We start from the raw sequence: 24472 nt of genomic DNA on the forward strand, positions 1-24472 counted from the left end.
GCGATCCTCGTGATGCTGCCGTCCACCGCGGAGTGGATCAAGGCCGGCTGACGCCCGAACCTTCTGTCGCCGAACCGAACCGTCGGGCCACGCCCTGTGGGTCGTCGGTGGTGATCTGGTCGGCGTGCAACTCGAGAGCGCGGTCGATGTCGGGGTCGTCGGCCCGGCCGAAGGTGTAGATGTCGATCTCGCGTCCGGTGGCGTGGAACGCTGCGACGAGGTCGGTGCCCCGATCGGCGACGGTCAGCACCAGCCGCCGGTCGAGGTAGATCACCTCGGCCCGAGGGGAAGCGGCGACCGCATGGTCGACGAAACGCCGATAGGTGCGCCACCTCAGCACCCGGTCGACCGCGCCGTAATGGCAGGGGTCGTACCCCACACGCAGTCGCGGTACCGCATCGGTGAGGATGCGTACCGCCTCGGCATCGCCGCACGAGAGAATCGCATGCTCTGCGAACGGTGCCACCGCCTCGACGAACGCCCGCACGGTCGGCTCGTCGAGGTCGTCGGCGGACTGCTTGAGATCCAACTGCAGCAACGCATTCGGGTGAATGTCGGTGAGCAGACCGCCCAGGTCACCGAGCAGCGTCACCGGTTCGTCGATCCGATGACCGTCGTTGTCGCGCAGGGACAACGATCGAAGGTAGTCGGCTGGGGCTGCGCCGACGTCGCCGGCGCCCGTCGTCGCCCCGGCCAGATCGCGGTCGTGCAGGATCGCGAAGCCGCACGACGCGGACGAGCCCGGCCCGTGGATGACGAGGTCGACCTCCACGCTCGCCCCGACTGCCATCCCCTCGACGATTCTGCTGCGCGTGAAGGGCGGGTCCTCGGCGCGTTTGCGTGCGCGATGCCATTTCAGTCGGGTTCGGTGGCCGTCGGATGTCACGGCGATCGGTTCAGCGGTACTCATCGTCGGCGCACTCTACCGTCGGCAGTTGGCCAAAACGTGTCCGATAAAGTGAAACGTGTTCTAGTTTTGGCTGATGACGTTACGAGTGGTGGAGTGGTCGACCGGAACCGTCGGCCGACATGCGATTGCCGGGATCGATGCCCATCCCGACCTCGAACTGGTCGGGGTGTGGGTCTCGGACCCGGCGAAGGTGGGCAAGGACGCGGGCGAACTCGCGGGTCTCGGCCGCGACCTCGGTGTACTCGCGACCGACGACCGGGCCGCACTTCTCGCGCTGGCCCCCGATGCCATCGTGCACACCGCGATGACCGACGACCGCATCTTCGAGGCGATCGACGATCTCATCTCCTTCGTCGAGGCGGGCGTCAACGTGGTCTCGAGCGGGCCGGTCGTGCTGCAGTTCCCCCTGGGCATCCTCGATCAGAAGCTCCTCGATCGCATCGCGGCCGCAGGCGCGGCGGGTGGGGCCAGCCTGCACGTCAACGGTATCGATCCAGGGTTTGCGAATGATGTTCTGGCGCTGTCGATGACGAGTCTCTCGCAACGGATCGACGAGGTACGGTGCCTCGAGATCGCCGACTACTCGACGTACTACCAACCGGTGGTCATGCGTGACATCTTCGGTTTCGGGCAGCCGATGGACGCGACTCCGCTGCTCCTGTTGCCGGGTGTGCTCGCGATGGGGTGGGGCAGTGTCGTCCGCCAGCTCGCCGCCGGGCTCGGACTCGCACTCGACGAGCCGCTGATCGAACGACATGAGCGCGTCGCGGCCGACCGTGACTACTCGACCGTGTCGGTGGAGATTCCCGAGGGAACCATGGCCGCACTGCATTTCGAGGTGGTCGGCCAGGTCGCCGGAGTCGACCGCATCGTGCTCGAGCATTACACCCGCACACACCCCGAACAGTGTCCGCAGTGGCCGAGCCCCGTCGACGGTGACGGCTGCTACCGCATCACCATCTCCGGTGAGCCGCAGATGTCGGTGGAGTTCGCTCATCACGGTGAGAACGGCGATCATAACGTGTCGGGGATGATCGTGACGGCAATGCGATTGGTGAATTCGGTTGCCGCGGTGGTTGATGCACGACCGGGTCTGGTAACGGCCCTCGACCTGCCGCTCATCACCGGTGCCGGGCTGGTCTCGAGGTAGGAGGCATCCTCCGGCGGTTCGGGTGCTTTTGCAGGAATCCCTGCACTGCAGCATATTTCGGGCTAATTGGACAAGTCGGACAGATCGAATCAGCAGTGTTTGGTTATGCTAACCTTGGCCGCCATGGTCACGGAGCAGGTCGCCAACCCACCGGTCGCACGCACCAGGGCATCGGCAACCCGTCGGCGAACGTCGAAGAAGCCGGTGCGACGTGCTCTGATCGTGACGCACCGGTGGAGTTCGATCGTTCTCGGTCTGCTTCTGGTGGTCGTCTGCACCAGTGGTGCGATCCTGGTGTACGAGCCAGAACTGGTGCGCGCCACCAACTCCTCGCTGTTCACCACCACCGACACCGGGCTTCAGGCGAGTTTTGCCGACGCGGTGTCGGCCGTCCACGCTGCCGACCCGGATTTCGGTGCCCAGTATCTGTCACTCAAGGACGGTGTGTACTTCATCAGTTCCGCCGATACGACCGCGGGCACCTGGGCCGTCGATGCCGGCACCGGAAAGGTCAACGGCCACGGCGATATTGACGGCGGATTTCTGGGTTTCCTGGTCAACCTGCATGACTGTGGCCTGACCTGTGAGGGCTATCCGGGGTACATCTCGTGGTTGGCCAAGCCGTCGGTGGTCGCCGGTTGGGGTTGGTTCACCGCCGATATGACCTGGGGTGCACTTCTTCTCGGGATCAGTGGACTGTTGCTGGTCTTTCTGGCCATCTCCGGCATCGTCATCTGGTACCCAGGGCTGCGACGCTGGCGCAACGGTTTTCGGGTGCGCATCGGCAAGGGGCGATTCGCGCGGGACACCGACCTGCACAACGTGATCGGCATCGTGGCCGCGATCCCGCTGCTCATCTGGGGGCTGACCGGGATGAACTTCGAGATCCCGGGCGTCGGCAAGGTGTGGTACGCCGCCACCGGAGGTGTCGCGCCGGCCGATGACGCGTACACGATGCCGACCTCGGAGTCGACCGGACCTCTCATCTCCCTCGACCAGGCAATTGCCGCCGCTCAGGCGCACTACCCCGGATCGCACGCCACCTGGGTGGGGATGCCGTCGGAGGGCTCGGAGTACTACTCGGTGGATCTGCTTGTCGGAGGGCCGGATCTGTGGTCGGGGAGCGCGACCTACCACGGCAACCGAGAGCTCGGAATCGACGGCCATGACCCGTCGGTGATCAAGGAGTTCTCCGGGGCGCCGGCGACGGTCTCCAACACTATCGCCGACGACTGGGCACAGCCGACCCTGCACTACGGGGTGTCGGTCAACGGCTGGTGGCGGGCGCTGTGGTTCATCTTCGGGATGACGCCGCTGCTACTGATGATCACCGGGCTGAGTACCTGGCAGATCCGAAACCGCAACGCGCGGCGCAGACGTCGTCGCGCCCGTGACCGTGCGGCCGCTACGCCCGACACCTCGACCGACTCGACGGGCGTCGCAGCCGCGACCGACGTCGAATGAATCCATCTGTGGCATTACTGCTCTGCGTCGCGTGCGTAGGGGCGGCGCTGTGGTCGCTCCTGGGACTGACCTCCGTGCCGTCGCTGGCCTGGCCGACGCGAGTCACCGTGATCGTCGCGGTCGCTGTGATCGCCTGGACCGCAGGCGGTCTGGTGGCGTGGATGATCGGCGTCGATGCCCCTGCGCGACCCGGGGTGTTCCTCGGCTACGCGGCCACGGCGGTGGGTCTCGCGGCATTCGGCATACCAGCAACGACGACCCTCGGTCGGCGTGGAGCCGCCGTCGCCCGGGCGCTCGTCCTCGCGCTGTTGGCTTTCGTGTGCTGGCGAGCCGAATCCGTCTGGCTGATCGGCGTGCCCGGGATGCATGGCTGACCGCACCGGAACTTGTGCGAGAGAACTTTCGACAACCTCTTGCCAACCCGACAAACCCGGCATACACTCGAACACAACAACACACAAACACGTGTTCGCTAGCGCCGGGGGGTGACAATCATGGTCGACACCGCACTCCCCGACGACGCACTGCCGGACGTGTCGGGGTTGTCGACCACCCAGAAACTTGCCCTCGCCCACCGCGTGGTTGATTCGCTGGCGTCGGATGATTTGACCGGGCTGTCCAACGACGACCTGGTCACCGTCGCTCAATCCACCGAACAGTTGATCACCCGCATCACCATTCAGGGCGATCGGCAGATCGTCGAATTCTCCGACCGCCATCTGGCCCGCGAGTACGGGTTCGGGTCGATCACCGACGCCATGATCGGCTTACTGCGTGTGTCGGAACCGTGGCGGCGGTGGAAGCAACTGAAAGCGACCGCCACCTTCCACACTTTTACCGGTGAGGTCGCCGCCCCCAAGTATCCGGCGTTGGCCGAAGCGATGGCCTCCGGTGCGGCCGGCTCCTCGCATGCGGCGGTGGTGATCGACGTGTTGGTCCGTATCCCCGCGGCAGTGCCGTTCGACGAGAAAATGTCGGCCGACGCCACGATGGCCCGCTACGCCCGCACCCACACCCCCTCCGACCTCCGGATTTTGGGGGCACGGGTGTTGGCGCACCTCGACCCCGACGGCGACCTGACCGACGATTCGGATCGGCAACGCCGCCGCCAGATCCGCATCGGCCGCCAGGACGCGCAGAAAATGAGTGGGTTGTCGGGGCAGATGACCCCCACCCTCACCGCGCACCTCGAAGCAGTACTCGCCGCGTGGGCAGCCCCCGGAATGAACAACCCCGCCGACCCGGAGTCCCCCACCGGGAGTCGCGAAGACGCTGATCCCGAACAGGTGGCGGCCGCGGCGGCCCGCGATCACCGTGATCAGGTACAACGCAACCATGACGCGTTGGAAGCGGTCCTACGCGCCGGACTGGATGTCGGTCTCGGCCCCCAATCCCATCGCGGCCTACCACCACATCTGATCATCAAAGCATCGCTGTCCGACCTGATTGCGCAGACCGGAATGGGGGTGAGTGCGACCGGCACCCTGCTCCCGATCACCGATGTCATCGCCCTCGCCGCTCAGTGCCAGCCGTGGCTGGCGGTGTTCGACGACCACACCAGTCTTCCCCTGTATTTGGGGCGCGCGCGGTTGGCGAGTCAAGGCCAGCGGATCGCGTTGTTCGCCAAAGACGGTGGTGAATACTGCTCGTTTCCCGGATGTACTCAACCCGCCGCCCATGTCGAAATTCATCACGCCACCAAAGACCATGCGAAAGGTGGGCTCACCAACATCGGTGACCTCGCCCCCGCCTGCGGCACACACAACCGGATGGTCGGCGACAAACCCGGCCAGTACACCACCGGGATTTATCGCGACGGGCCGTGGGCCGGACGCTGCTGGTGGCGCAAAAACACCCCCGTCGGCGCAGCGACACCGAACCCGAAACGCACCAACGCACTCCCCGACGTCGGCACCACCTACACCGACGCGCTGGCCCGCATCCGCGCGGAACTGCACCCACCACCCGACCCGACACAAGGTGATGCTGATACCGATCTCGCCGAGCGCGACGACCGGGACTCGATGCTGCCCACCAACCGAGTCCGCCGCACCCGAGTCCCGCTCGGACACGGCTACTACGACCTCGTCGAAATCCTCACCCCAGACCCTGGCTCGCCGGTCGAGAACCGACTCGCCCAACTACTCGGCGACCGCGGGTTCTAGACCGTCACGTATTCGGTCCGGGGCTGGAACCAGCAGCGGCGCAACCGGCCTCGAGACCCGGTCAGCCGACGCTCATAGGGTCCAGGAGTGCACCGGCTCGCCCTCGTGCATGTGGGTGACGTAGTCGGCCAGCATTCCGCGGAGGGCGTTAGTGCGGTCCTCGCCGGCCTGCTCGCGTGCGGCGACTGCCCGACGCTGCCATACCGAGCCGGTTTGTCTTGTGACGCAGCGGCCTTCGATGACCGACAGGTAGCGGGCACGCGCTTTGGACGAGACTCCGAATGCGCGGAGGCCGTCGTCGGCGAGGGGGAGTAGTCGACGGAGGGTGAGCTCGTCGGGGCGCACCCAGCCCACGTCGGGCCAATACAGTTGCGACTCGAGGCCTCCGCGGGCGCCGGCATGCAGATTCTCGGCAGCGGCATTGAACGACATCTGCGACCACAGCGGTCGGTCGGCCTCCACGAGACCGCGGACCACCCCGTAGTAGAACGCGGCGTTGGCCATGGTGTCGACGACGGTCGGCCCGGCGGGCAGCACACGGTTCTCCACCCGCAAATGGGCCTGCCCGTCGACGACGTCGTAGATCGGCCGGTTCCAGCGGTACACGGTGCCGTTGTGCAGACGCAGTTCCTCGAGCGCAGGGATGCGCCCCGCGTCGAGTTCGGCGAGCGGATCGACGTCCGTCGACACCGGTAGCAGCGCAGGAAAATAGCGGGTGTTCTCCTCGAACAGGTCGAAGATCGTGTTGATCCATCGCTCCCCGAACCACACTCGCGGTCGCACGCCCTGGTTCTTCAGTTCCAGCGGCCGGGTGTCGGTCGCCTGCTCGAAGACGGGGATGCGACTCTCGTGCCACAGCGCGGTCCCTGCCAGGAACGGGGCGTTGCCGGCCAGCGCGACCTGCACCCCGGCGATCGCCTGCGCGGCATTCCAATGCGCGGCGAAATCCTCCGGTGCCACCCGAAGATGGAGTTGCAGGGACGTACACGCGGCCTCGGGCAGGATGGAATCGGTTGAGGTGTGCAGTCTTTCGCTGAGGTGATGCTCGCCGAGCGGGACCCCGGCGATGTCGATCTCGATGTCCTCACCGCGGGCGGCAAAGATCTGTTGGTTCAGCAGGTCGTAACGCGGATTCGCCGAGATCCATTGATGTGCGAAGTGCTCGGTCCGCAGGGTGGGCAGCGTGCCGATCATGACCAGGTGCGTACCGACGCGGGTGGCCTGTTGCTCGGCGCGATTGAGCGAGGTGCGCAGCCGTTGTTCGAGAGACATCGTGTCGTTGTCGACGAAAGGCCGCGGCGAGACGTTGATCTCGATGTTGAACTGGCCGAGTTCGGTCTGATAGTCGGGGTCGGCGATGGCGTCGAGTACCTCGGCGTTGGCCATGGCCGGGTTCATCTCGTCGTCGACGAGATTGAGCTCGACCTCCATGCCGAGCAACGGCTCGGGCGGAGCGCCGTGGTCGGTGAACAAGCCGTCGGCGAGCATCCGGGCGATCGCCTCGGTGCCCCGGCTGACCTGCTTGCGAAAACGCACCCGGTCGGCGCCGGAGAACTGCTGGGTGCTGACGTCGGTGCCCATTGCTCAATCCTGCCCGGTCCGTCCGGGTTGCGGGCGCGATCAGCGCAGGGCACTCAACGCAGGGCGGCCACGACCTGATCGGCCATCGCCTGCTGGCCGCGCGCGTTGGCGTGCATGGACGGGAAGTTGACCGCACCCAGCGTCGGCTCGACCCAGCGCCGATCACCCGCGCAGGCGTCGTGGCCTGCGGACGCCTTCGTCATGTCGACGAAGGTCGCATGCGTCGTCGCCGCGGCACGGCGCAAGGCGTCGTTGAGGGCGGCGAAGGCCTGGTGCAGGTATTCGGTGTCGGCGGGCGTGGTGAGCAGCGCAGCCGAGCAGACCGGGGATCCCACGGCCGGGAAGATCTGCGGATATCCGACGAGCACGACACGGGCGTTCGGGGCGGCGCGGTCGATGTGGCGCAACGCATTCACCAGGTCGGGGTAGGTCGAGGTGTTGATCTTGTCGACCAACGAGGTGCCGAATGCATCGCGGCACGGGGCGGCCGACAACGGCGCGGACAGCCAGGCCTGCTGGCAGGCCGACGTCGAGTCGCTGAACAGCCCGTTGTTGTTCGCGCCGATCGTCAGGGTGATCAAGTGGGTCGCCGGTCCCAACGCGTTGATCTGCGGTCCCTGCCACCGGTACTGCGACTGGGTCAGGTCGGCGGTCGTCGCGCCGGCGCAGCTGACGTCGGCGACATTCATCCCACGTCGCTTGGCGACGAGGTGGGAGTAGTTGACGCTCGAGTTCGAGCAGAAGGTGGCCGCACTCGTGGCCTGGGGGAACACCGATGCGCCTGCGCTGTAGCTGTCACCGAGGTTCACGTAGGGATATCCGTTGGCCGCCTGCGCCCCGCCGGCCTGAGCGAGTCCGCCGAGAAGGGCGACGGCGGTGGCCGCCGCGGTCAGCACGGTTCGGATGCCGAGGCGTCGGTGGGGGCTGCGGCCGTACGGCAATGGCATTCGGTGACTCCAGATCGTGGTGCTCGTGTTACTGACGTTGTTAGTGTGACAAATGGTACTGATGATGTCGTCGGGTTCGTCCGGAGCGTTACCGGAATGGGTCCTGATTGCCCGCCGCGTGCCCGAACGATCCCGCCGCGAGGCGGCGTGAATCGACGGCGAGGCATCATGGGCGGCGTGCCCGCCCGAAAACCCATCGATCCCACCGACACCCGCGCAGCGGTACTCGCTGTCGTCGAGTGGTTGCGCGATGAGCAACTGCCCGCGCCTGCACGGCCCACGCTCGCGGCCGCGGTCCGGCTGACCGCGCGCACGCTGGAGGACATCGCACCGGGGAACTCCGTCGAGGTCCGAGTGCCACCGTACGTGGCCGTCCAATGCATCGAGGGTCCGCGGCACACGCGGGGGACTCCGCCGAACGTCGTGGAGACCGACCCGCGCACCTGGTTGAGCCTGGTCGTGGGGGATGCGCGATTCGCCGATGCCGTCGAGTCCGGTGCGGTCACGGCGTCGGGATCCCGCGCGGGCGAGGTCGCGCAGTGGCTGCCCCTGGTGCCGGTGCCCCGCCCCGACCTATGACCCTGCTCACCCCGGAGGAATATCGTCGGGCGCGTCGTCGCTGCACGGTTGGCATCGGGGCAGTACCGATCGGTAGACTCCGGAGGGTCTCCAGCCCATTGCCGCGTTGGCTTCCGCACGGCCGGTCTCGCCCGTGATCGGATCACCATCGTGACCCGACATCTCATCCGGCCGTGGTGTCCGCGTCCGGATGTGCAGACCAGAGCCCAGCCCCAGGGAGATCGTCGATGACCGAAGAGTCGATAGCCGGCCGGAACCTCCTGGCCCCCACGTCGCGGGCATGTCCCTCGAGCCGACCGATCGACGAACCCGAGAACGAGCCGCGCGAGGAGTGCGGCGTTTTTGGTGTCTGGGCTCCGGGTGAGGACGTCGCGAAGCTCTCGTACTACGGCCTCTACGCCCTGCAGCACCGTGGTCAGGAGGCCGCCGGGATCGCGGTCGGCGACGGCTCGCAGGTGCTGGTCTTCAAAGATCTCGGACTCGTCAGCCAGGTGTTCGACGAGCAGACGCTGGCATCGATGGTCGGCCACGTCGCGATCGGCCATTGCCGCTACTCGACGACCGGATCGACCACCTGGGAGAACTCCCAGCCGATCTTCCGCACCACCGACGCCGGGACAGGGGTTGCGCTGGGCCACAACGGCAATCTGGTCAACACCGCGGAGCTCGCGGCGCGCGCGCGTGAGGTCGGCATCAAGAGCACCGCGGCGACCTCGGATTCCGACGTCGTCGGCGCGCTGCTGGCCCATGGTGCCGCCGACAGCAGCATCGAGCAGGCGGCCATGGAGTTGCTCCCCACCCTGCGCGGTGCGTTCTGCCTGACCTTCATGGATGAGCACACCTTGTACGCGGCGCGCGACCCGCACGGTGTCCGCCCGCTGTGCCTGGGCCGTCTCGACCGGGGATGGGTCGTCGCCTCGGAGACCGCGGCCCTCGACATCGTCGGTGCGTCGTTCGTGCGTGACATCGAACCCGGTGAGCTGCTCGCCATCGACGCCGACGGCGTGCGCAGTTCCCGTTTCGCCGAGCCGACGCCACGCGGCTGCGTCTTCGAGTACGTCTATCTCGCCCGCCCGGACAGCGTCATCCACGGCCGTTCGGTGCATTCCACGCGTGTCGACATCGGGCGGCGGCTGGCCCGCGAGTTCCCGGCGGTCGGCGACCTGGTGATCCCGGTACCCGAGTCGGGTACGCCTGCGGCCGTCGGGTTCGCCCAGGAGTCGGGGATTCCCTACGGGCAGGGGCTGATGAAGAACGCCTACGTCGGCCGTACCTTCATCCAGCCGTCGCAAACCATTCGTCAGCTCGGTATCCGTCTCAAGCTGAACCCGCTCAAAGAGGTCATCCGCGGCAAACGTCTTGTCGTCGTTGATGATTCGATTGTGCGCGGCAACACCCAACGCGCACTGATCCGGATGCTGCGGGAGGCGGGCGCGGCCGAGGTGCATGTCCGTATCGCGTCGAGCCCGGTGCGCTGGCCCTGTTTCTACGGCATCGATTTCGCCTCGCCCGCGGAACTGATCGCCAACGGCATGGAGTCCGAGGAGCACATGGTCGAGGGCGTCCGGCAGGCGATCGGCGCCGATTCGCTCGGCTACATCAGTACCGAGGAGATGATCGCGGCGACGCATCAGGAGCCGTCGGCGCTGTGTGCGGCATGCTTCGACGGCAACTATCCGATCGAGCTGCCCAAGGAGTCGTCGCTGGGCAAGGCGGTGCTCGAGCAGATGCTCGCCAACGCCGCCGACGACGCCCGGATCGACCCATTGACCGCTCCCAATGACAACGTCAGCGCCGTGATGCGGCCCTGAAGCACTCGGGTAGCGTGTCTCCCGTGAGCGAACAGGATGCGGCTGACGAGAAGTCCACTTCACCTTCCGCGGATCTTCCTTCTGGCGGCCTGTCGTACGCGGGGGCCGGGGTCGACATCGACGCCGGTGATCGCGCTGTCGAGCTGATCGGTCCGCACGCCAAACGCGCCACACGCCCGGAGGTCCTCGGCGGACTCGGCGGATTCTCCGGACTCTTCGCCCTCAAGGGCAACTACCGCGAGCCGGTACTCGCCGCGGCGAGCGACGGCGTCGGTACCAAACTCGCCGTCGCGCAAGCGATCGGCAAACATGACACCGTCGGCCAGGACCTGGTGGCCATGTGCGTCGACGACCTCGTGGTGTGCGGCGCCGAACCGCTGTTCCTGCAGGACTACATCGCCATCGGCAAGGTGGTCCCGGAGACGGTCGCCGAGATCGTCGCCGGCATCGCCGACGGCTGCGTTATCGCCGGCTGCGCACTGCTCGGTGGCGAGACCGCCGAACATCCCGGTCTCATGCGTGACGACCACTACGACCTCTCGGCGACCGCGGTGGGCGTCGTCGAGGCCGACCAGGTGCTCTCGCCGGATCGGGTCCGCGCCGGCGACTCGGTGATCGCACTGGGTTCCTCGGGCCTGCACTCCAACGGATATTCGCTGGCGCGCAAGGTCCTTCTCGACTGGGGCCACATGGATCTCGGAGGCGATGTCGAGGAATTCGGTCGCACCCTCGGTGAGGAACTCCTCGAACCGACACGCATCTACGCACGCGATTGCCTCGCGCTGGCGGCCGAGGCCGACGTTCGGACGTTCGCCCACATCACCGGTGGGGGGCTCGCCGAGAACCTGGCCCGAGTCATCCCATCGGGGCTCGTGGCCGAACTCGAACGCAATACCTGGACTCCCGCACCGATTTTCGCCATGATCGCCCAACGCGGTCGTGTCGAGCAGGCCGAGATGGAACGCACCTTCAACATGGGTGTCGGCATGGTGGCCGTGGTGGCGCCCGAGGACACCGATCGTGCCCAGGCCGTCCTGACCGCGCGCCACGTCGACAACTGGGTGCTCGGCACCATCAAGCGCAATCCCGAGGCCAAGGGTGGATCGGGGCGCGTGAACCTCGTCGGCGATCACCCACGCTTCTGACAAGCGTTACTGCAAGTACCGCCCGGGGAGACGCTGAGAAACCAACGATCACCGGTCCGTTCGCCGAACGCACTCGAGAGTTGCGTTCGATGAACGAACCGGTGATCGCCTGTGGTGGCGCTACCGTGACGACGACGCCGGGGCGGTCGGCGTCAAGGGGTGAGCGAAATGAGGGCGGTCGCGCTCAGGCGCGACGCCACTCGTCCTCTTCAAGCCACTCGTCCACCGGATCCGGGCGGTCTGCCGAATCCGCCGAACCCGACAACTCGCGCTGCAAGCTGTCGAAGTCGGTGTGGGGAGTGGAGTACTTCAGCTGACGAGCAACCTTCGTCTGCTTTGCTTTAGCCCGGCCGCGGCCCATATGGGACCCCCTCGCACAATGACGGGGCGGCCAAACTGGTGGCGGCCCCGTTCTCTCGGTAGTTGAGTATCTCGTGGGCACCAGTTTAGCGCGCGTTTCGCGATTACGCGGATTGCCCCGGCAATGGCACGCCGACCAGCTGCGATGGGGGTTGCCCGGGGCCTTCCCGGTGTGCTCGGGCCGGTGGCCGTCAGACCTTCGCGACGCGGGCGAGATGTCGGCTCGCCTCGCGACGAACCTTCGCGGGTAGGTCGTCGGCGGCCAGCAGGGTCTGTAGGGGCTCGGCGTCGGTGCCGGTCAGCAGATCGCGGACGGTGACTCCGTGGTCCGGGCGGGCGACGACGCGGATCTCGTCGCCGGCCCCGATGCTTCCGGGCGTGAGAACCCGCAGGTAGGTGCCGACGTCACCCTGCTGCATGAACCGTTTGACCCACCGGGGCTCGCCCGCCCACGCGGCGAAGGTCCGGCATGGGGTCCGGGGGATGGTGGTCTCCAGCAGGACGCCGGTCGAGGGATCCTCCGGTGGCCCGACCCACCAGCGTTCGCCGACGAGCGCATCGGTGACGGGCAGGCCGACGACGCGCAGGTTCTCCCCGAACCAGCCGTAGGGCAGGTCGCGACCGAGCTCGTCGGCCCAGCGGCGCGCCTCGCGGTCGTCGTAGGCGTAGACGGCCTGGTCGTGGCCCCCATGGTGTTTCGTGTCACGGACGTGGTCGTTCAACAGGCCGAGCTCGCCGACCTGCACCCGCCCGTCGTGGGGGCGCTTGTCGATGGCGCTGATGCCCGCCCGGCCGAGGTCGACGTCGGCGTGGACCGCGCAGACCGCCAGGACGCGCCCGTCCGGCTGACCCTGGTGCGCCGGCTCGGGCGGTGTCACCGTCATGCCCGTCCGCGGAGGCGTTCGACGGCCGCCCGGCCCGCCTGGACCCGGTCGTCGGCGTCCACGGAGTCGGGATCGACGCGGGCGGCCATCGGGGGTTCGTCGGCGTCGCCATTCACGAGCAACTCGAGGTCGGGGCCGATGCCGCGCTTGAGCAGTCCGAGGGCGATGGGGCCGAGGTCGAAGTGGTCGACGGCGGTGCCGAGGCGGCCGACGGTGCGCCCCCCCGCGGTGATCGGCGTTCCGGGCGGCGGACGGTGATCGGAGCTGCCGTCGAGATGCAGCAGCACGAGTTGCCGCGGCGGCTTGCCGAGATTGTGTACGCGGGCGACGGTCTCCTGACCGCGGTAACAGCCCTTGTCGAGGTGGACGGCGCCGAAACGCTCCGGACCGCCGATCCATCCCGCCTCGTGGGGGATGGTGCGTTCGTCGGTGTCGACGCCGAGGCGCGGGCGTAGGGCGGCGACACGCAGGGCGTCGAAGGCCCAGCTGCCGGCCATCCGTGCGCCGGCCTCGGTGAGCTGCTCCCACCAGCGCAGCAGCAGGAACTCCGGTACGACGAGGTCGACCATCGGCAGCGAGGTGTCGGCGTGCGGTCCCTCCGACAGGGGCGGCATCATCCGCCAGAAGCCGAGCGGCTCGTCCTCGTGATGGGATTCGGGCAGGTCACCGGCCTGATAGGGGGCGGCGTCGGGGTCGATCTCGAGGAGGTCGGCGATCGGTCCGCGCACCGCGTCGGGGCCGATGAGGGTGAGGACCTTGACGTCGGTGCGTGCCGCGGGTTGCACCTTGGCCCAGAAGACCATCCTGGTGAGGAACGTCAGCAGGGCGTCGCCGCGTGCGGCCTCGGTGTCGATCCAGGTGACCTCGTCGACGTCGGTGAGCACGAAATGGTCCTCGACTCGCCCGTTGGCGTCGAGGGACAGCGCCTCGGCACTCGACCGGTCACCGAGGTCGCTCACCTGCTGCGAGCAGATCGTGTTCAGCCAGGTGAGGCGTTCGGGGCCGGGGAGTTCGAGGACCGCACGGTCGGTGCGGTCGACGATGGCCGCGCCGCGGACCGCCGCCCGCTGCTCACCGAGGGGATCGCCGTAATGCCAGGCGACTCCAGTGCCCTGCGGAGTGGTGGGAGTCTCGGGAGCGGCGACCGCGCCCTGGCTGGAATACCTGGTCAGGATGGGTGAGCGGCTCACGGCTCGAGTCTACGCGGCGGGTCGATAGGGTGGCGGCATGTCCCAGCCCGACAAGTCCCAGCCCGCAGTGTCCCAGCCCGCAGTGTCGCAGTCCATCCTGGTGTCCCTCGATGGAACCGTCCTCGATCCCGAGGTCCCGTTCCTGCATGCCGACGATCTGGCCGCGGTGCGGGGCGACGGGATCTTCGAGACGCTGCTGATCCGCGACGGGTGGGCGCGGTGCGTCACCCTTCATCTGCAGCGTCTGGCCCGCTCCGCGGAGATGCTCGATCTGCCCGAGCCGGATGCCGAGAAGTGGCGTTCGGCGATCGAGGTGGCGACGCGCACGTGGGTCGACCGCAACGGTGAGTTCGCCGAAGGTCTTCTACGCCTTGTCTATTCGCGTGGGCGGGAAGCTCATCCGGCAGGCGCGGGTGCCGAGTCCGGGGCGCCGACGGCGTATCTCACGGTCGGTCCGGTCGCCGAGCGGGTCGTCGCGGTCCGGGCGAACGGGGTCTCGGTGATCACCCTGGACCGCGGCTATTCGATCGATGTCGCCGACGCCGCCCCGTGGCAGTTGCTCGGTGCCAAGACGCTCAGCTACGCGACCAACATGGCTGCGCTGCGTCATGCCGCCGACAACGGCTACGACGATGTGATCTACCTCAGCAGCGAGGGTGCGATTCTGGAGGGTCCGCGCTCGACGGTCGTTGCTGTGATGGGGAAGACACTCGTCACCCCGCCGGCCGAAATCGGCATCCTGCCCGGCACCACGCAGGTGGCGACGTTCGCGTTGGCGGCCGAAGAAGGCTGGCAGACCGAGACCCGCGTGCTGCGTCCGGCCGATCTGCTCGAGGCCGATTCGGTGTGGCTGATCAGCAGCGTCACCCTCGCCGCGCGGGTGACCGCGCTCAACGGTCACCCCCTGCCTGTGACGGAAGTTTGCCAGGATTTTATCGATTTGGTCGACCGCGCCATTTCTGCTGACCGATAATGGTCGGTGTCTGCGGGCTCTCCCCGCGGACACCAGCGAGATCCAGCCCACAAATGAACCCAGGTGACGGGACTTTTGGCGCTTGTTCGCGTGAGTGGCCAGGCGTAGCGTCACCGGTATGGTTACTACGTGGTGTAGTAGCCAACTTTCGTCCCGCGTCTCGCAGCCCGAGACGCGACCATGCGATTCGAGGCGACGTTGAACGCTCTGGATTTGTCACGATGGCAATTCGGTATCACGACCGTTTATCACTTCTTGTTCGTCCCGTTGACCATCGGTCTCGCGCCGATGGTGGCGATCATGCAGACGGTCTGGCACAAGACCGGAAACGAGCAGTGGTTACGAGCCACGAAATTCTTCGGGAAGCTGTTCCTGATCAATTTCGCCCTCGGTGTGGCCACCGGTATCGTTCAGGAGTTCCAATTCGGAATGAACTGGAGCGAATACAGCCGGTACGTCGCCGATGTGTTCGGCGCGCCGCTGGCCCTCGAGGGATTGATTGCCTTCTTCCTCGAGTCGACATTTCTCGGCCTCTGGATCTTCGGCTGGTCGCGTCTACCGCGTCGGGTGCATCTGGCCACCATCTGGCTGGTCGCGATCGGCGTGACCGCGTCGGCGTACTTCATCATCGCCGCGAACTCGTGGATGCAGCACCCGGTGGGTGTGGCATTCGACCCGACGCGTAACCGCCCGGCCATGAACAACTTCTGGGCGGTCATCACCAACAACACGACCCTCGCGGCGTTCCCGCACGTGATCGCCGGTGCGTGGCTGACCGCGGCCACCTTCGTCGGCGGCATCGGTATCTGGTGGATGTCGCGAAACATGTGGCGCGCCAAGAAGTTGCGCGTGGCCATCGACACCGGCGACACGAGTGGGATGCCCAAGACCACCTCGCCGAGCCAGATCGATGCCACCCCAGAGGATCTCGAGCGCGACGCCCATCGCCTGTGGCGTCCGGTGACCCGGTTCGCGTGCTGGGTGGCGATCGTCGCCGGCGTGCTGTTGTTCATCACCGGTGACTTCCAGGCGCAGATCATGTTCAAACAACAACCGATGAAGATGGCATCGGCGGAATCGTTGTGCAATACCCAGGAGAATGCCGGGTTCTCGGTGCTCTCGATCGGGCGACAGAACAATTGCGCCGACATCGACCACGTCGTCGAGATCCCGGGCATGCTGTCCTTCCTGGCCACGCATCGCTTCGGTGAAACATTGCAGGGCGTGAATCAGTTGCAGGCGCAATATCAGGAAGCGCTGAACATGCCGGGTCAGAACTTCGCCCCCAATCTGTTCGTCACCTACTGGGGTTTCCGCGCGATGATCACCTGGGCGCTCGGATCGGTCGTGGTGGCCTTCGGTGGACTGTGGTTCACCCGACGAAAGAAGGTGGTCGAATCCAGACGCCTGGGCCTGTTGGCCCTCTGGATGATCCCGACCCCGTTCCTGGCCAACGCATCCGGCTGGATCTTCACCGAGATGGGCCGCCAGCCATGGGTCGTCGCCCCGAACTGGGAGAACAACCTCGACCCGTTGCGCATACACATGCTCGTGCAGGACGGCGTCTCCAACCACACGCCACCGATCCTGTGGGTCACCATGATCGGCTTCACGCTGCTCTACGGCGGGCTGGGTGTGGTGTGGTTCCTCCTGCAACGGCGTTACGCCATCGAGGGTCCCGCGGCATATGACCACATCGCTCCGGAGGTGGAGTCCGACGACTCCGATTCCGATGAGCCCAAACAGCTTTCGTTCGCGTACTGAGGAGCGGGACAGATGTCACTCGAAAACTTCTGGTTCATCGTCGTCGCGGTCCTGTTCATCGGCTACTTCGTCCTCGAGGGCTTCGACTTCGGTGTCGGCATGCTGATGCCGTTCCTCGGTGCGAGTCACACCGGTGGCGACGAGAAGGTCGCGGCCGACGACGACGCCGCCGACCCGGACAAGCGCAGGCGAGCACTGCTCAACACCATCGGCCCGGTGTGGGACGGCAACGAGGTGTGGCTGCTGACCGCCGGTGGCGCGCTGTTCGCGGCCTTCGGTGGTTGGTACGCAACGATGTTCACCGCGTTCTACCTGCCGCTGTTCCTGATCCTGATCGGACTGATCACCCGGGTTGTGGCCATCGAGTGGCGCGGCAAGATCAACGACCCGCGCTGGCGGATGTGGTGCGATGTCGGCATCGGCCTGGGATCGTGGATTCCCGCACTGCTGTGGGGCGTGGCCTTCGCCAACGTCGTCCGCGGTCTGCCGATCGACGCCGCGCACCAGTACACCGGCGGATTCTTCAACCTGCTCAATCCCTATGCGCTACTCGGCGGTGTCACCACGCTGCTCGCGTTCCTGACCCACGGTGCGGTCTTCCTCGGACTCAAGACCAGCGGCGTGCTGCAGCAGGACGCGATGAGATACGCCAAGCTGCTGGCCATTCCGACGTTGGTCGTGGCCGCGGCGTTCCTGCTGTGGACGCAGTTCGCCTACGGCAACGGCTGGACGTGGATCCCGGTGCTCATCGCCGCTGTCGCCGCGCTGGTGATGGTGGCGGCGACCCAGGTGCAGCGCGAGGGCATCGCCTTCCTGGCGACCTCGATCGCCATCGCCGGGACCGTGGCGACGCTGTTCTCGGTGCTGTTCCCGAATGTGCTTCCGTCGACCACTGATTCGGCCTACAACCTGACCGTCGCCAACACCGCGTCGAGTCATTACACGCTGACCGTGATGACGATCGCCGCGCTGATCATGACGCCCATCGTCATCGCCTATCAGGGGTGGACCTACTGGGTGTTCCGCAAGCGCATCAGCGTCGGCCAGATCCCGGCACCCACCGGTCTGTCGTTGAAGGCATGGCAATAGCGGACGCGGACGGGGGTTCTCGACGCGCACGGCGGGCCCGCCCGCCGCTCGATCCCCGCCTGCTCCGGTATTCGCCCGCCACCCGGCGCTATGTGCTGGTGACCGCCTTGCTGGCGGCGATCACCACGGTCGCGGTGATCGTCACCGCGGTGATGACTGCGTCGATCCTCGCGGAGTTGGTGACCGAGCCGGCACGCCGTTCCCTGACCGCGCAGTCGGTGCACCTGTGGGTGCTGGCGGCGGCGGTCGTCGTCCGCGTGCTCACCTCGTTCGGCCACGATCGGTACGCGCATCGGGCCTCGGCGACCGCGATCGCCGAGCTGCGCGCCCGCGCCCTGGATGTGTTGACCGACCCGGACCGCACGCCGCCGCGAGAGCTGGTGCAGCGCCGCGAACACGCGACGACGGTGTTGCTACGGGGACTGGGCGCGCTGGGCCCGTATCTGTCGGGATATGTGCCGGCGCTGATCGTGACGGTTCTGGTCACGCCGACGGTGCTGGCCGTCATCGCCGTCGCCGACTGGCCGTCGGCGGTGATCATCGTGATCACGCTGCCGCTGATCCCGCTGTTCATGATCCTCATCGGACTGATGACACGTGATCGCACCGAGCGCAAGCTCGCGACGATGAGCCGGCTCAGCGCTCAACTGCTCGACCTGGTCACCGGTTTGCCGACGCTGCGCGCACTTAATCGCGCTCGCGCGCCTGCCCGGCAGGTTGCCGACCTCGGACAGGCGCACCGGCGCAGTTCGATGTCGTCGTTGCGGGTGGCGTTTCTCTCCGGCGGGGTCCTGGAGTTCCTCGCGACCATCAGTGTGGCGTTGGTCGCCGTCGGTATCGGCTTGCGTCTGGTGTCGGGCGAGATGACCTTGTACGCAGGTGTTCTCGCACTCATCCTGGCGCCCGAGGCCTACCTGCCGTTGCGGCAGGTCGGTGCGCAGTTCCACAACTCGGTCGACGGGGTGACCGCTGCCGGCGAGGTGCTCGATCTCATCGACTCCGGTTCCGCGGGTGCGGGTGTCGGCCGGACGCGCTCGTGCACCGTTGCCGGAGAACCGATCCGGTTGCTCGACGTCGGTGTGCACGGCCGGGACGGCTGGGCGCCCTACGAGCTCACGGCGACCGCGAATCCCGGTGAGCTGACGGTGTTCACCGGACCCAACGGGTCGGGCAAGTCGACGATGTTCGCCGCCATCCTCGGACTGCTCGCCCCCGACGAGGGGTCGGTGCTCGTCGGGTCGATCCCGGTGGCCGAACTCGAACCCGACGCCTATCACGAGCAGGTCGCGTGGCTGCCCCAGCAGCCGGTTGTGGTGCCCGGCACAGTCGCCGACAACCTCGCCCTCTTCGGCGCACTCGATCCGGCGCAGCTCCACCGAGCCTGCGCCGCAACGGGTTTCGACGAGGTTCTGGCCTCGTTGCCGGACGGCGCCGACACCGTGCTCGGTACCGGGGGCGTCGGGCTGTCCGCGGGACAGCGGCAGCGACTCGCGCTGACCCGGGTGCTGGCCTCACCGTCGCCGCTGCTGCTGCTCGACGAGCCCACCGCACACCTCGACGCCGCGAGCGAGGAGTCGGTGCTCGCCGCGCTGGCCGCGCGGGCGCGCGCCGGTGACACCGTGCTCGTCGTCGCGCATCGCGATGTGGCCCGCGCCAACGCCGACCACGTCGTCGAACTCCCGGAGGTGCTCGGTGTCCGCTGATCTCGCTGAGACCTCTGGTGTCTCAACAAGCACTGGGCGGCATCGCGATCCGTTGCTCCGCGCGTTGGGATTCCTCGGTCTGCGCACCCGGCCGGTGCTGTGGTCGCTGATGCTCGGCGTGGCCGGTGCCCTCTCGGCGCTGGGGCTCGCTGCGCTCTCTGCGTGGCTGATCACCCGAGCCTGGCAGATGCCGCCGGTGCTGTACCTGTCGGTCGCGATCACCGCCGTTCGCGCGCTGGGCATCTCGCGGGGACTGTTCCGGTATCTGGAGCGGCTGGCCACCCATGACCTCGCACTCGGCGCGATGGCGACCGCACGCGAACGGCTGTACGTGGCGTTGGCGTCGGGATCGCCGGCCTACTCGGTGACCCTGCGCCGCGGAGATCTGTTGACCCGCACCGGAGATGACGTTGACGAGATCGGCAATGCGCTCATCCGGGCGTTCATTCCGATCGGCGTCGGGTTGACGACCTCGGCGGCCGCGGTGGCGATCATGGCGTTGGTGTCCGGCTGGGCGGCACTGGTCCTCGCGATCGCCCTGATCGTCTCCGGGGTGATCGCGCCCTGGCTGGCGGCCCGCGGCTCCGATCGTGCGCTCGGTGACGCCGCCCGCGCGAACACCGCGGTCGCCGAGGCGACCACCACCGCCCTGTGGCATGCGCCCGAGCTGGTCGTCTCCCGGCGGCGGCGCAGCGTGCTGGTGACCGCCCGGCAGGCCGACGCCGAGGCGATCCGGGCTGCCGACCGGGGCGAACGCATCGAAGCCCTGGCCGCCGCGGCGACCCCACTCTCGTTGGGGGCGTCGCTGATCGCGGCCTGCGTCATCGGGATCGGCCTCGCCTCGGGGGTTTCCGGCTCGCTGGCCGGCGTGTCGAGTACCACCGGCCTGCTGACGCCGATGGTGCTCGGCGTGTTGATCCTGTTGCCGCTGTCGTCCTTCGAGTCCACGGCGCCGCTGACCGAGGCGGGAATCCAACTCGAGCGCAGTCGGCAGAGCGCCGCACGGGTGATGGCACTCGTCGACGGGGCACGCCGGATCGGCGAGGACTCGGCGGTCGGGGATGCGGCGATCGACGACATCGCTGTGCACGCCGCGCCCGCGACGCTGCGCCTCGACGCTCTGCGCTGGGGGTGGTCGGATGCGGCCGTGCTCGGCCCCGAGGCGGGTGTGACCGCAACGCTGACGCCGGGTGCACGGATGGCCGTCGTCGGACCCAGTGGTATCGGCAAATCGACGCTGCTGTTGACGATGGCCGGTCTGCTCGATGCCCGCGGTGGGTTGGTAACGGCCGCCGACGAAGCCGGGCAGCAGCTGACAATCCGTTCGGCGACATGTTATTTCGCCGAGGAGGCGCACATCTTCTCCACGTCGCTCGAGGAGAACCTCCGCGTCGCCCGCGGGGATGTGACCGTCGAGGAGATGCACGCGGCGCTCGTCGAGGTGGGTTTGGCCGACTGGGTGGCCGAACTGCCCGGCGGGCTCGGCACCGAACTGACCGGCGGCGCCGAATCGCTCAGCGGTGGCCAGCGCCGGCGACTGCTGCTTGCGCGGGCGTTGCTGCACCGTGCGCCGATCGTGCTACTCGACGAGCCGACCGAGCATCTCGACGCCGCCGACGCCGAGCGCCTGCTGGCACGGATTCTCGACCCGTCGTCGGGCATGTTCGCCCCGGATCGCACCGTGGTGGTGGTGACGCATCAGCTGCCGGCGACGGCGCTGCATCCCGGGCGTGCCGAGTCGGTTCGGGTGGTCGACCTCAGCCCGGTCGCGCACTGACGTGACATCTCCCCTGTGAAACCCCCCGGAACGAAAACCTGTTGCCGGGCTTGAGGTTGCGGCGTAGTTTCGTCGGTACACATGGAAGGAGGTGGTCCGAAGTTGATTGGCACACGGACAAGTGAGGTGACCATCCGCTGACGCGGAGATCCATCTGATATCCCTCGATCGATCCCTCGCATCGGCGAATACCAGGTGGTCACCCGACCCCCGCACCCGACCTGGTCCGGTCGCTCGGCCCGAATTCCCGGGCGGTGCGGGGGTCGTTCCATGTGTGGGGTCCGTCGGGGTGAACCCCCGGGTTTTCGGGTAGTGCACTACTCGTGTTCGGGCTGTTCGGCCGGTGTGGACTGGCACACAGATCAGCTCACCAACGCGGGAGACGTCATGAACACCGGGATCCTGGATTCGTCAGCAACTGCCTCATCGGCAACCGTGGGCATTGCGACCGCATCGACGCGGGAGTTCTCGGTACCCACCGGCGGGTTGTCGCGCTTTCTCACCCCGGGCGATCGCGACTGGAACGACGACGGCGCGGGTACCTGGATCGCGGGGTACGCCGGCGGGCTCACGTACACGTTGACTGCCGATTCCGTGGACTCGCGTCTGACCCTGCACAACCGCGGCCGCACCGATCTCGCCGTACTCTCGATTCCCGGCTTCACCGCGATGTCGGGTGCCCGGCTCACGCCACTGAGCGCAGGTTCATCGGCGACGTTGCCGGACAACGAGTTCCACGTCCTGCAGGCCGAACGCCGCGGCGGGCGGCCGGTCATCGTCGGTCAGATCGTCGACGACGGCGAGCCCGCCTTCCTCATCCACCCACCACGGCCCGACGAGGTCGACTGGCTGCGGATGCCGGGTGCGGACGAGTTCTGGACGCCGTACTCGCCGGCACCGTCGGCCGGGCCCGGTCAATCGGGTGGGGCGTCCCGCAGCGCCGCCGAACCGCACAGCGCCACAGGCTTTCACGACGCCACGGACGCCGGGGTGTGCTGCGAGAGTGTCGCGGGGATGGCCGTGGTCCACAATCGGGGGCCGCGACGGATCGCGGTGCTGATGACCGGGCTCGGCGGGGCCTTCGACCTCGTCGTCGCGCTCCCCGGGGAATCGATCCCGATCCCACCGGGCCCCGGCATCCACTATGTGCAGGCGGCGCGGGATTCCGGGCGGCCGGTCGTCGTCGACGTCATCCATGTGCGCCCCTGAAGTGTATGACGCCTGATGTGTATGACGTTCGTGTGTATGACGTTTCCGGCGGAAACCGGGCAAATCGTCATACTGATCGACCTTCCGGGTGACATGGGGGGATTGGCGGTAGCGTATGCGCGGTGAATGAACCGGGGAGCCCTTATTCGAATCCGTACCCACAGCAGCCGCAGTACCCACAGACCCAGCAGTGGGGTGGCGGCCAGTATCCGGGCGGCTACGGGGTGCCCGGTGCGTATCCCGGTGCGTATGGGGCAGCACCGTTCACACCACCGCCGAAGCCGCCGCTGCGCCACGTCGCGCTGACGCGGACGTTCGCTGCGTGCACGATGCTCGCGTGGTTGCTGATCGGTGTTTTCGGGTTTCTCACCTTCGCGACGGTGACCGCAAACGACGGCGGCGACTCGACGTTCAACGGATGGGCTCACTGGACCTCGCAGGGTGAGGGACTGCCACTGATGGGCGGATCGCATGCGGTCGTCTTCCCAGGGGTGCTACTGCCCCTACTCATCCTCTTCCCGACGCTGCTGTCGTCGATCCTCATCCTGTGCAACGTCGCTCGGCGCGGATTCTCCGCGGTGAACGTGGTGTTCGGGGTCATCGGTGCGGGTGTGGCGACGGTCGCCGTCGTCGATCCCTCGGCAGTGGTCGGCACTTTCGACAACGACTCGTCGCAGTATGTCGACGCCCACTACACATTCTCGGCCGGACCCTCGGCGATCCTGAATGTGGTGCTCGGCGTCGTGGTGGTGCTGCTGGGGATCGGCGGAATCATCTGGGGTGGCAAGGCGCCCGCGCCGGCGCCTGTCTATGCACCGCCGCCGGTGTGACGGCGCAGCAGTTCAGCCGACGCAGCAGTTCAGACGACGCAGTTCAGCCGACGTGACGCCGCAGCTTGGCCGACAGGCGCGGGGTGAGGTCGCCCTCGGCGTCGACGCGTTCCTCGACGTAGGCGAGATCGCCGTCGGGCACGATGCCGTAGAGACGCTTGGCGCCGCCGGTGTGCTTGCCCGACTCGGAGCGGATGACGACGTCGGTGGTCAGATTCCACGACGTCTGGTTGAGCGGGCGGCCGTAGTACAGCTCGATGGAGCCCTCGGCGTGGGTGAGGAGGAGTTCGATGCTGTCGTCCTCGCCGATCCGCCAGAAGCCGGCCTCACGCAGATCGGGGCGGACGAAGTTCCCGTCCTCGTCGATCACCCACGAACGGGCCTCCCAGTTGAGGAAGTTCTGTCCGTCGTGGCTGGCCACGATCTGCTGGGCGAAGTGGTAGTCGTTGCCGCTGACCGGGTCGTGGCCCTCACCCTCGCCGCGCCAGACTCCGACCATCGGCAGGAGGGCGAGCAGGCCCGGATGCAGGTCGGCGCCGATCCGCAGATTGGCGGTGTCGGCGGGCAACGGCAGATCGTCCCACGAGGGTGTGTTGCGTTCGCGGCTGCCGGATTCGGCGGCACGGACCTCGGCCTGGTTGATCGCCTCGTCACCCGACCGACGTGGGGTATCGGCCCCGTCGGGGTCGGGTTGTCCGTCGGACGGCAGGGTCACGATTCGTCGTTGACCAGGCGGTAGATCACGTACAGCGTGAACCAGATGATCAGCAGCGTTGCCAGACCCAGCAGGATTTCGAAGAAGAGGACCACGGGTGGGAGTTTACCTCTCGGGGTGTGCGCGGACGTCGTCGGTCCGGCCGAGTGAAAGATGAATCACGGGCCGCCCTGGGAAGACCCGAGGAAGAACAGGTGAGAACGCCGACGGCCCGGCCACCGCGAGG

General features: G+C 67.3%; 21 protein-coding genes. 14 read left to right on the forward strand and 7 right to left on the reverse strand.

Features of this window, described 5'->3' with window-relative positions; genetic code table 11:
- Window positions 1-37: 37 nt before the first annotated feature.
- Window positions 38-910 carry a glycerophosphodiester phosphodiesterase gene (locus tag GOPIP_RS03245; RefSeq protein ID WP_035727054.1) on the reverse strand — a complete coding sequence of 291 codons (873 nt, stop codon included), beginning with the start codon at window positions 908-910 and terminating at the stop codon, window positions 38-40.
- A 73-nt stretch (window positions 911-983) separates the two neighbouring features.
- On the opposite strand from GOPIP_RS03245, the gene GOPIP_RS03250 reads away from it, so the two are divergent.
- From GOPIP_RS03250 to GOPIP_RS03265, 4 genes are all read left to right on the forward strand, one after another.
- Complete coding sequence (locus tag GOPIP_RS03250; protein ID WP_014361359.1) at window positions 984-2060, forward strand: NAD(P)H-dependent amine dehydrogenase family protein; 1077 nt, start codon at window positions 984-986, stop codon at window positions 2058-2060.
- 123 nt (window positions 2061-2183) lie between these two features.
- Window positions 2184-3524: a PepSY-associated TM helix domain-containing protein gene (locus tag GOPIP_RS03255; protein WP_244421105.1), complete on the forward strand. Its 1341-nt coding sequence runs from the start codon at window positions 2184-2186 to the stop codon at window positions 3522-3524.
- The gene (locus tag GOPIP_RS03260) at window positions 3521-3898 is read left to right on the forward strand and encodes a hypothetical protein (RefSeq protein ID WP_035727056.1); all 378 of its coding nucleotides are present in this window, start codon (window positions 3521-3523) and stop codon (window positions 3896-3898) included. Before GOPIP_RS03255 ends, GOPIP_RS03260 begins: the two co-directional genes overlap by 4 nt.
- Before the next feature lie 120 nt (window positions 3899-4018).
- Entirely contained in the window at window positions 4019-5689 is a 1671-nt protein-coding gene (locus tag GOPIP_RS03265; RefSeq protein WP_006368120.1) for an HNH endonuclease signature motif containing protein, read from the forward strand.
- A gap of 72 nt (window positions 5690-5761) precedes the next feature.
- Here GOPIP_RS03265 and GOPIP_RS03270 read toward each other — a convergent pair whose 3' ends face one another.
- Together GOPIP_RS03270 and GOPIP_RS03275 are read right to left on the reverse strand one after the other, a co-directional pair.
- Window positions 5762-7270 carry a glutamate-cysteine ligase family protein gene (locus tag GOPIP_RS03270; RefSeq protein ID WP_006368121.1) on the reverse strand — a complete coding sequence of 503 codons (1509 nt, stop codon included), beginning with the start codon at window positions 7268-7270 and terminating at the stop codon, window positions 5762-5764.
- A 53-nt stretch (window positions 7271-7323) separates the two neighbouring features.
- Window positions 7324-8217 carry an SGNH/GDSL hydrolase family protein gene (locus GOPIP_RS03275; RefSeq protein WP_006368122.1) on the reverse strand — a complete coding sequence of 298 codons (894 nt, stop codon included), beginning with the start codon at window positions 8215-8217 and terminating at the stop codon, window positions 7324-7326.
- A gap of 168 nt (window positions 8218-8385) precedes the next feature.
- On the opposite strand from GOPIP_RS03275, the gene GOPIP_RS03280 reads away from it, so the two are divergent.
- The 3 genes from GOPIP_RS03280 to purM all read left to right on the forward strand — a co-directional run bounded on the left by GOPIP_RS03280 (window position 8386) and on the right by purM (window position 11752).
- Entirely contained in the window at window positions 8386-8796 is a 411-nt protein-coding gene (locus GOPIP_RS03280; protein WP_006368123.1) for a sterol carrier family protein, read from the forward strand.
- Between the two features lie 227 nt (window positions 8797-9023).
- Entirely contained in the window at window positions 9024-10607 is a 1584-nt protein-coding gene (gene purF / locus GOPIP_RS03285) for an amidophosphoribosyltransferase (RefSeq protein WP_006368124.1), read from the forward strand.
- Between the two features lie 23 nt (window positions 10608-10630).
- Window positions 10631-11752 carry a phosphoribosylformylglycinamidine cyclo-ligase gene (purM, locus tag GOPIP_RS03290; protein WP_014361354.1) on the forward strand — a complete coding sequence of 374 codons (1122 nt, stop codon included), beginning with the start codon at window positions 10631-10633 and terminating at the stop codon, window positions 11750-11752.
- Between the two features lie 184 nt (window positions 11753-11936).
- Here purM and GOPIP_RS28150 read toward each other — a convergent pair whose 3' ends face one another.
- The 3 genes from GOPIP_RS28150 to ygfZ form a co-directional block, all read right to left on the reverse strand.
- Window positions 11937-12113 carry a DUF3073 domain-containing protein gene (locus GOPIP_RS28150; protein WP_006368126.1) on the reverse strand — a complete coding sequence of 59 codons (177 nt, stop codon included), beginning with the start codon at window positions 12111-12113 and terminating at the stop codon, window positions 11937-11939.
- Between the two features lie 190 nt (window positions 12114-12303).
- On the reverse strand, window positions 12304-12996 hold the full coding sequence (locus GOPIP_RS03295; protein ID WP_006368127.1) for an MOSC domain-containing protein: 693 nt from the start codon (window positions 12994-12996) through the stop codon (window positions 12304-12306).
- Entirely contained in the window at window positions 12993-14186 is a 1194-nt protein-coding gene (ygfZ, locus tag GOPIP_RS03300; RefSeq protein ID WP_006368128.1) for a CAF17-like 4Fe-4S cluster assembly/insertion protein YgfZ, read from the reverse strand. The genes GOPIP_RS03295 and ygfZ overlap by 4 nt, the downstream gene beginning before the upstream one ends.
- An 82-nt stretch (window positions 14187-14268) precedes the next feature.
- Here ygfZ and GOPIP_RS03305 point away from each other — a divergent pair, with 82 nt between their 5' ends.
- The 7 genes from GOPIP_RS03305 (at window position 14269) to GOPIP_RS03335 (ending at window position 23531) form a co-directional block, all read left to right on the forward strand.
- A complete protein-coding gene (locus tag GOPIP_RS03305; protein ID WP_026919886.1) occupies window positions 14269-15159 on the forward strand; it encodes an aminodeoxychorismate lyase in 891 nt (296 codons plus the stop codon).
- Between the two features lie 198 nt (window positions 15160-15357).
- A complete protein-coding gene (locus tag GOPIP_RS03310) occupies window positions 15358-16923 on the forward strand; it encodes a cytochrome ubiquinol oxidase subunit I (protein WP_035727077.1) in 1566 nt (521 codons plus the stop codon).
- A 12-nt stretch (window positions 16924-16935) separates the two neighbouring features.
- On the forward strand, window positions 16936-18012 hold the full coding sequence (gene cydB, locus GOPIP_RS03315) for a cytochrome d ubiquinol oxidase subunit II (RefSeq protein WP_006368131.1): 1077 nt from the start codon (window positions 16936-16938) through the stop codon (window positions 18010-18012).
- Window positions 18003-19715 carry a thiol reductant ABC exporter subunit CydD gene (gene cydD, locus GOPIP_RS03320; RefSeq protein ID WP_006368132.1) on the forward strand — a complete coding sequence of 571 codons (1713 nt, stop codon included), beginning with the start codon at window positions 18003-18005 and terminating at the stop codon, window positions 19713-19715. Before cydB ends, cydD begins: the two co-directional genes overlap by 10 nt.
- Window positions 19716-19767: 52 nt before the next feature.
- Window positions 19768-21492 carry a thiol reductant ABC exporter subunit CydC gene (cydC, locus tag GOPIP_RS03325; RefSeq protein ID WP_006368133.1) on the forward strand — a complete coding sequence of 575 codons (1725 nt, stop codon included), beginning with the start codon at window positions 19768-19770 and terminating at the stop codon, window positions 21490-21492.
- Between the two features lie 387 nt (window positions 21493-21879).
- Window positions 21880-22701 carry a hypothetical protein gene (locus GOPIP_RS03330; RefSeq protein WP_210739750.1) on the forward strand — a complete coding sequence of 274 codons (822 nt, stop codon included), beginning with the start codon at window positions 21880-21882 and terminating at the stop codon, window positions 22699-22701.
- Between the two features lie 122 nt (window positions 22702-22823).
- Window positions 22824-23531: a hypothetical protein gene (locus GOPIP_RS03335; RefSeq protein ID WP_006368135.1), complete on the forward strand. Its 708-nt coding sequence runs from the start codon at window positions 22824-22826 to the stop codon at window positions 23529-23531.
- A gap of 43 nt (window positions 23532-23574) precedes the next feature.
- Here the strand turns inward: GOPIP_RS03335 and GOPIP_RS03340 are convergent, their stop codons facing one another.
- A complete protein-coding gene (locus GOPIP_RS03340; protein WP_006368136.1) occupies window positions 23575-24246 on the reverse strand; it encodes a heme-binding beta-barrel domain-containing protein in 672 nt (223 codons plus the stop codon).
- Between the last annotated feature and the right edge of the window lie 226 nt (window positions 24247-24472).

The sequence above is a fragment of the Gordonia polyisoprenivorans NBRC 16320 = JCM 10675 genome, assembly GCF_000241325.1.
Lineage (GTDB): Bacteria > Actinomycetota > Actinomycetes > Mycobacteriales > Mycobacteriaceae > Gordonia > Gordonia polyisoprenivorans.

Coding starts and splice junctions, on each gene's coding strand:
- GOPIP_RS03245 (WP_035727054.1), bottom strand. CDS start 910: ATGAGTACCGCTGAACCGATCGCCGTGACATCCGACGGCCACCGAACC.
- GOPIP_RS03250 (WP_014361359.1), top strand. CDS start 984: ATGACGTTACGAGTGGTGGAGTGGTCGACCGGAACCGTCGGCCGACAT.
- GOPIP_RS03255 (WP_244421105.1), top strand. CDS start 2,184: ATGGTCACGGAGCAGGTCGCCAACCCACCGGTCGCACGCACCAGGGCA.
- GOPIP_RS03260 (WP_035727056.1), top strand. CDS start 3,521: ATGAATCCATCTGTGGCATTACTGCTCTGCGTCGCGTGCGTAGGGGCG.
- GOPIP_RS03265 (WP_006368120.1), top strand. CDS start 4,019: ATGGTCGACACCGCACTCCCCGACGACGCACTGCCGGACGTGTCGGGG.
- GOPIP_RS03270 (WP_006368121.1), bottom strand. CDS start 7,270: ATGGGCACCGACGTCAGCACCCAGCAGTTCTCCGGCGCCGACCGGGTG.
- GOPIP_RS03275 (WP_006368122.1), bottom strand. CDS start 8,217: ATGCCATTGCCGTACGGCCGCAGCCCCCACCGACGCCTCGGCATCCGA.
- GOPIP_RS03280 (WP_006368123.1), top strand. CDS start 8,386: ATGGGCGGCGTGCCCGCCCGAAAACCCATCGATCCCACCGACACCCGC.
- purF (WP_006368124.1), top strand. CDS start 9,024: ATGACCGAAGAGTCGATAGCCGGCCGGAACCTCCTGGCCCCCACGTCG.
- GOPIP_RS28150 (WP_006368126.1), bottom strand. CDS start 12,113: ATGGGCCGCGGCCGGGCTAAAGCAAAGCAGACGAAGGTTGCTCGTCAG.
- GOPIP_RS03295 (WP_006368127.1), bottom strand. CDS start 12,996: ATGACGGTGACACCGCCCGAGCCGGCGCACCAGGGTCAGCCGGACGGG.
- cydB (WP_006368131.1), top strand. CDS start 16,936: ATGTCACTCGAAAACTTCTGGTTCATCGTCGTCGCGGTCCTGTTCATC.
- cydD (WP_006368132.1), top strand. CDS start 18,003: ATGGCAATAGCGGACGCGGACGGGGGTTCTCGACGCGCACGGCGGGCC.
- GOPIP_RS03330 (WP_210739750.1), top strand. CDS start 21,880: ATGAACACCGGGATCCTGGATTCGTCAGCAACTGCCTCATCGGCAACC.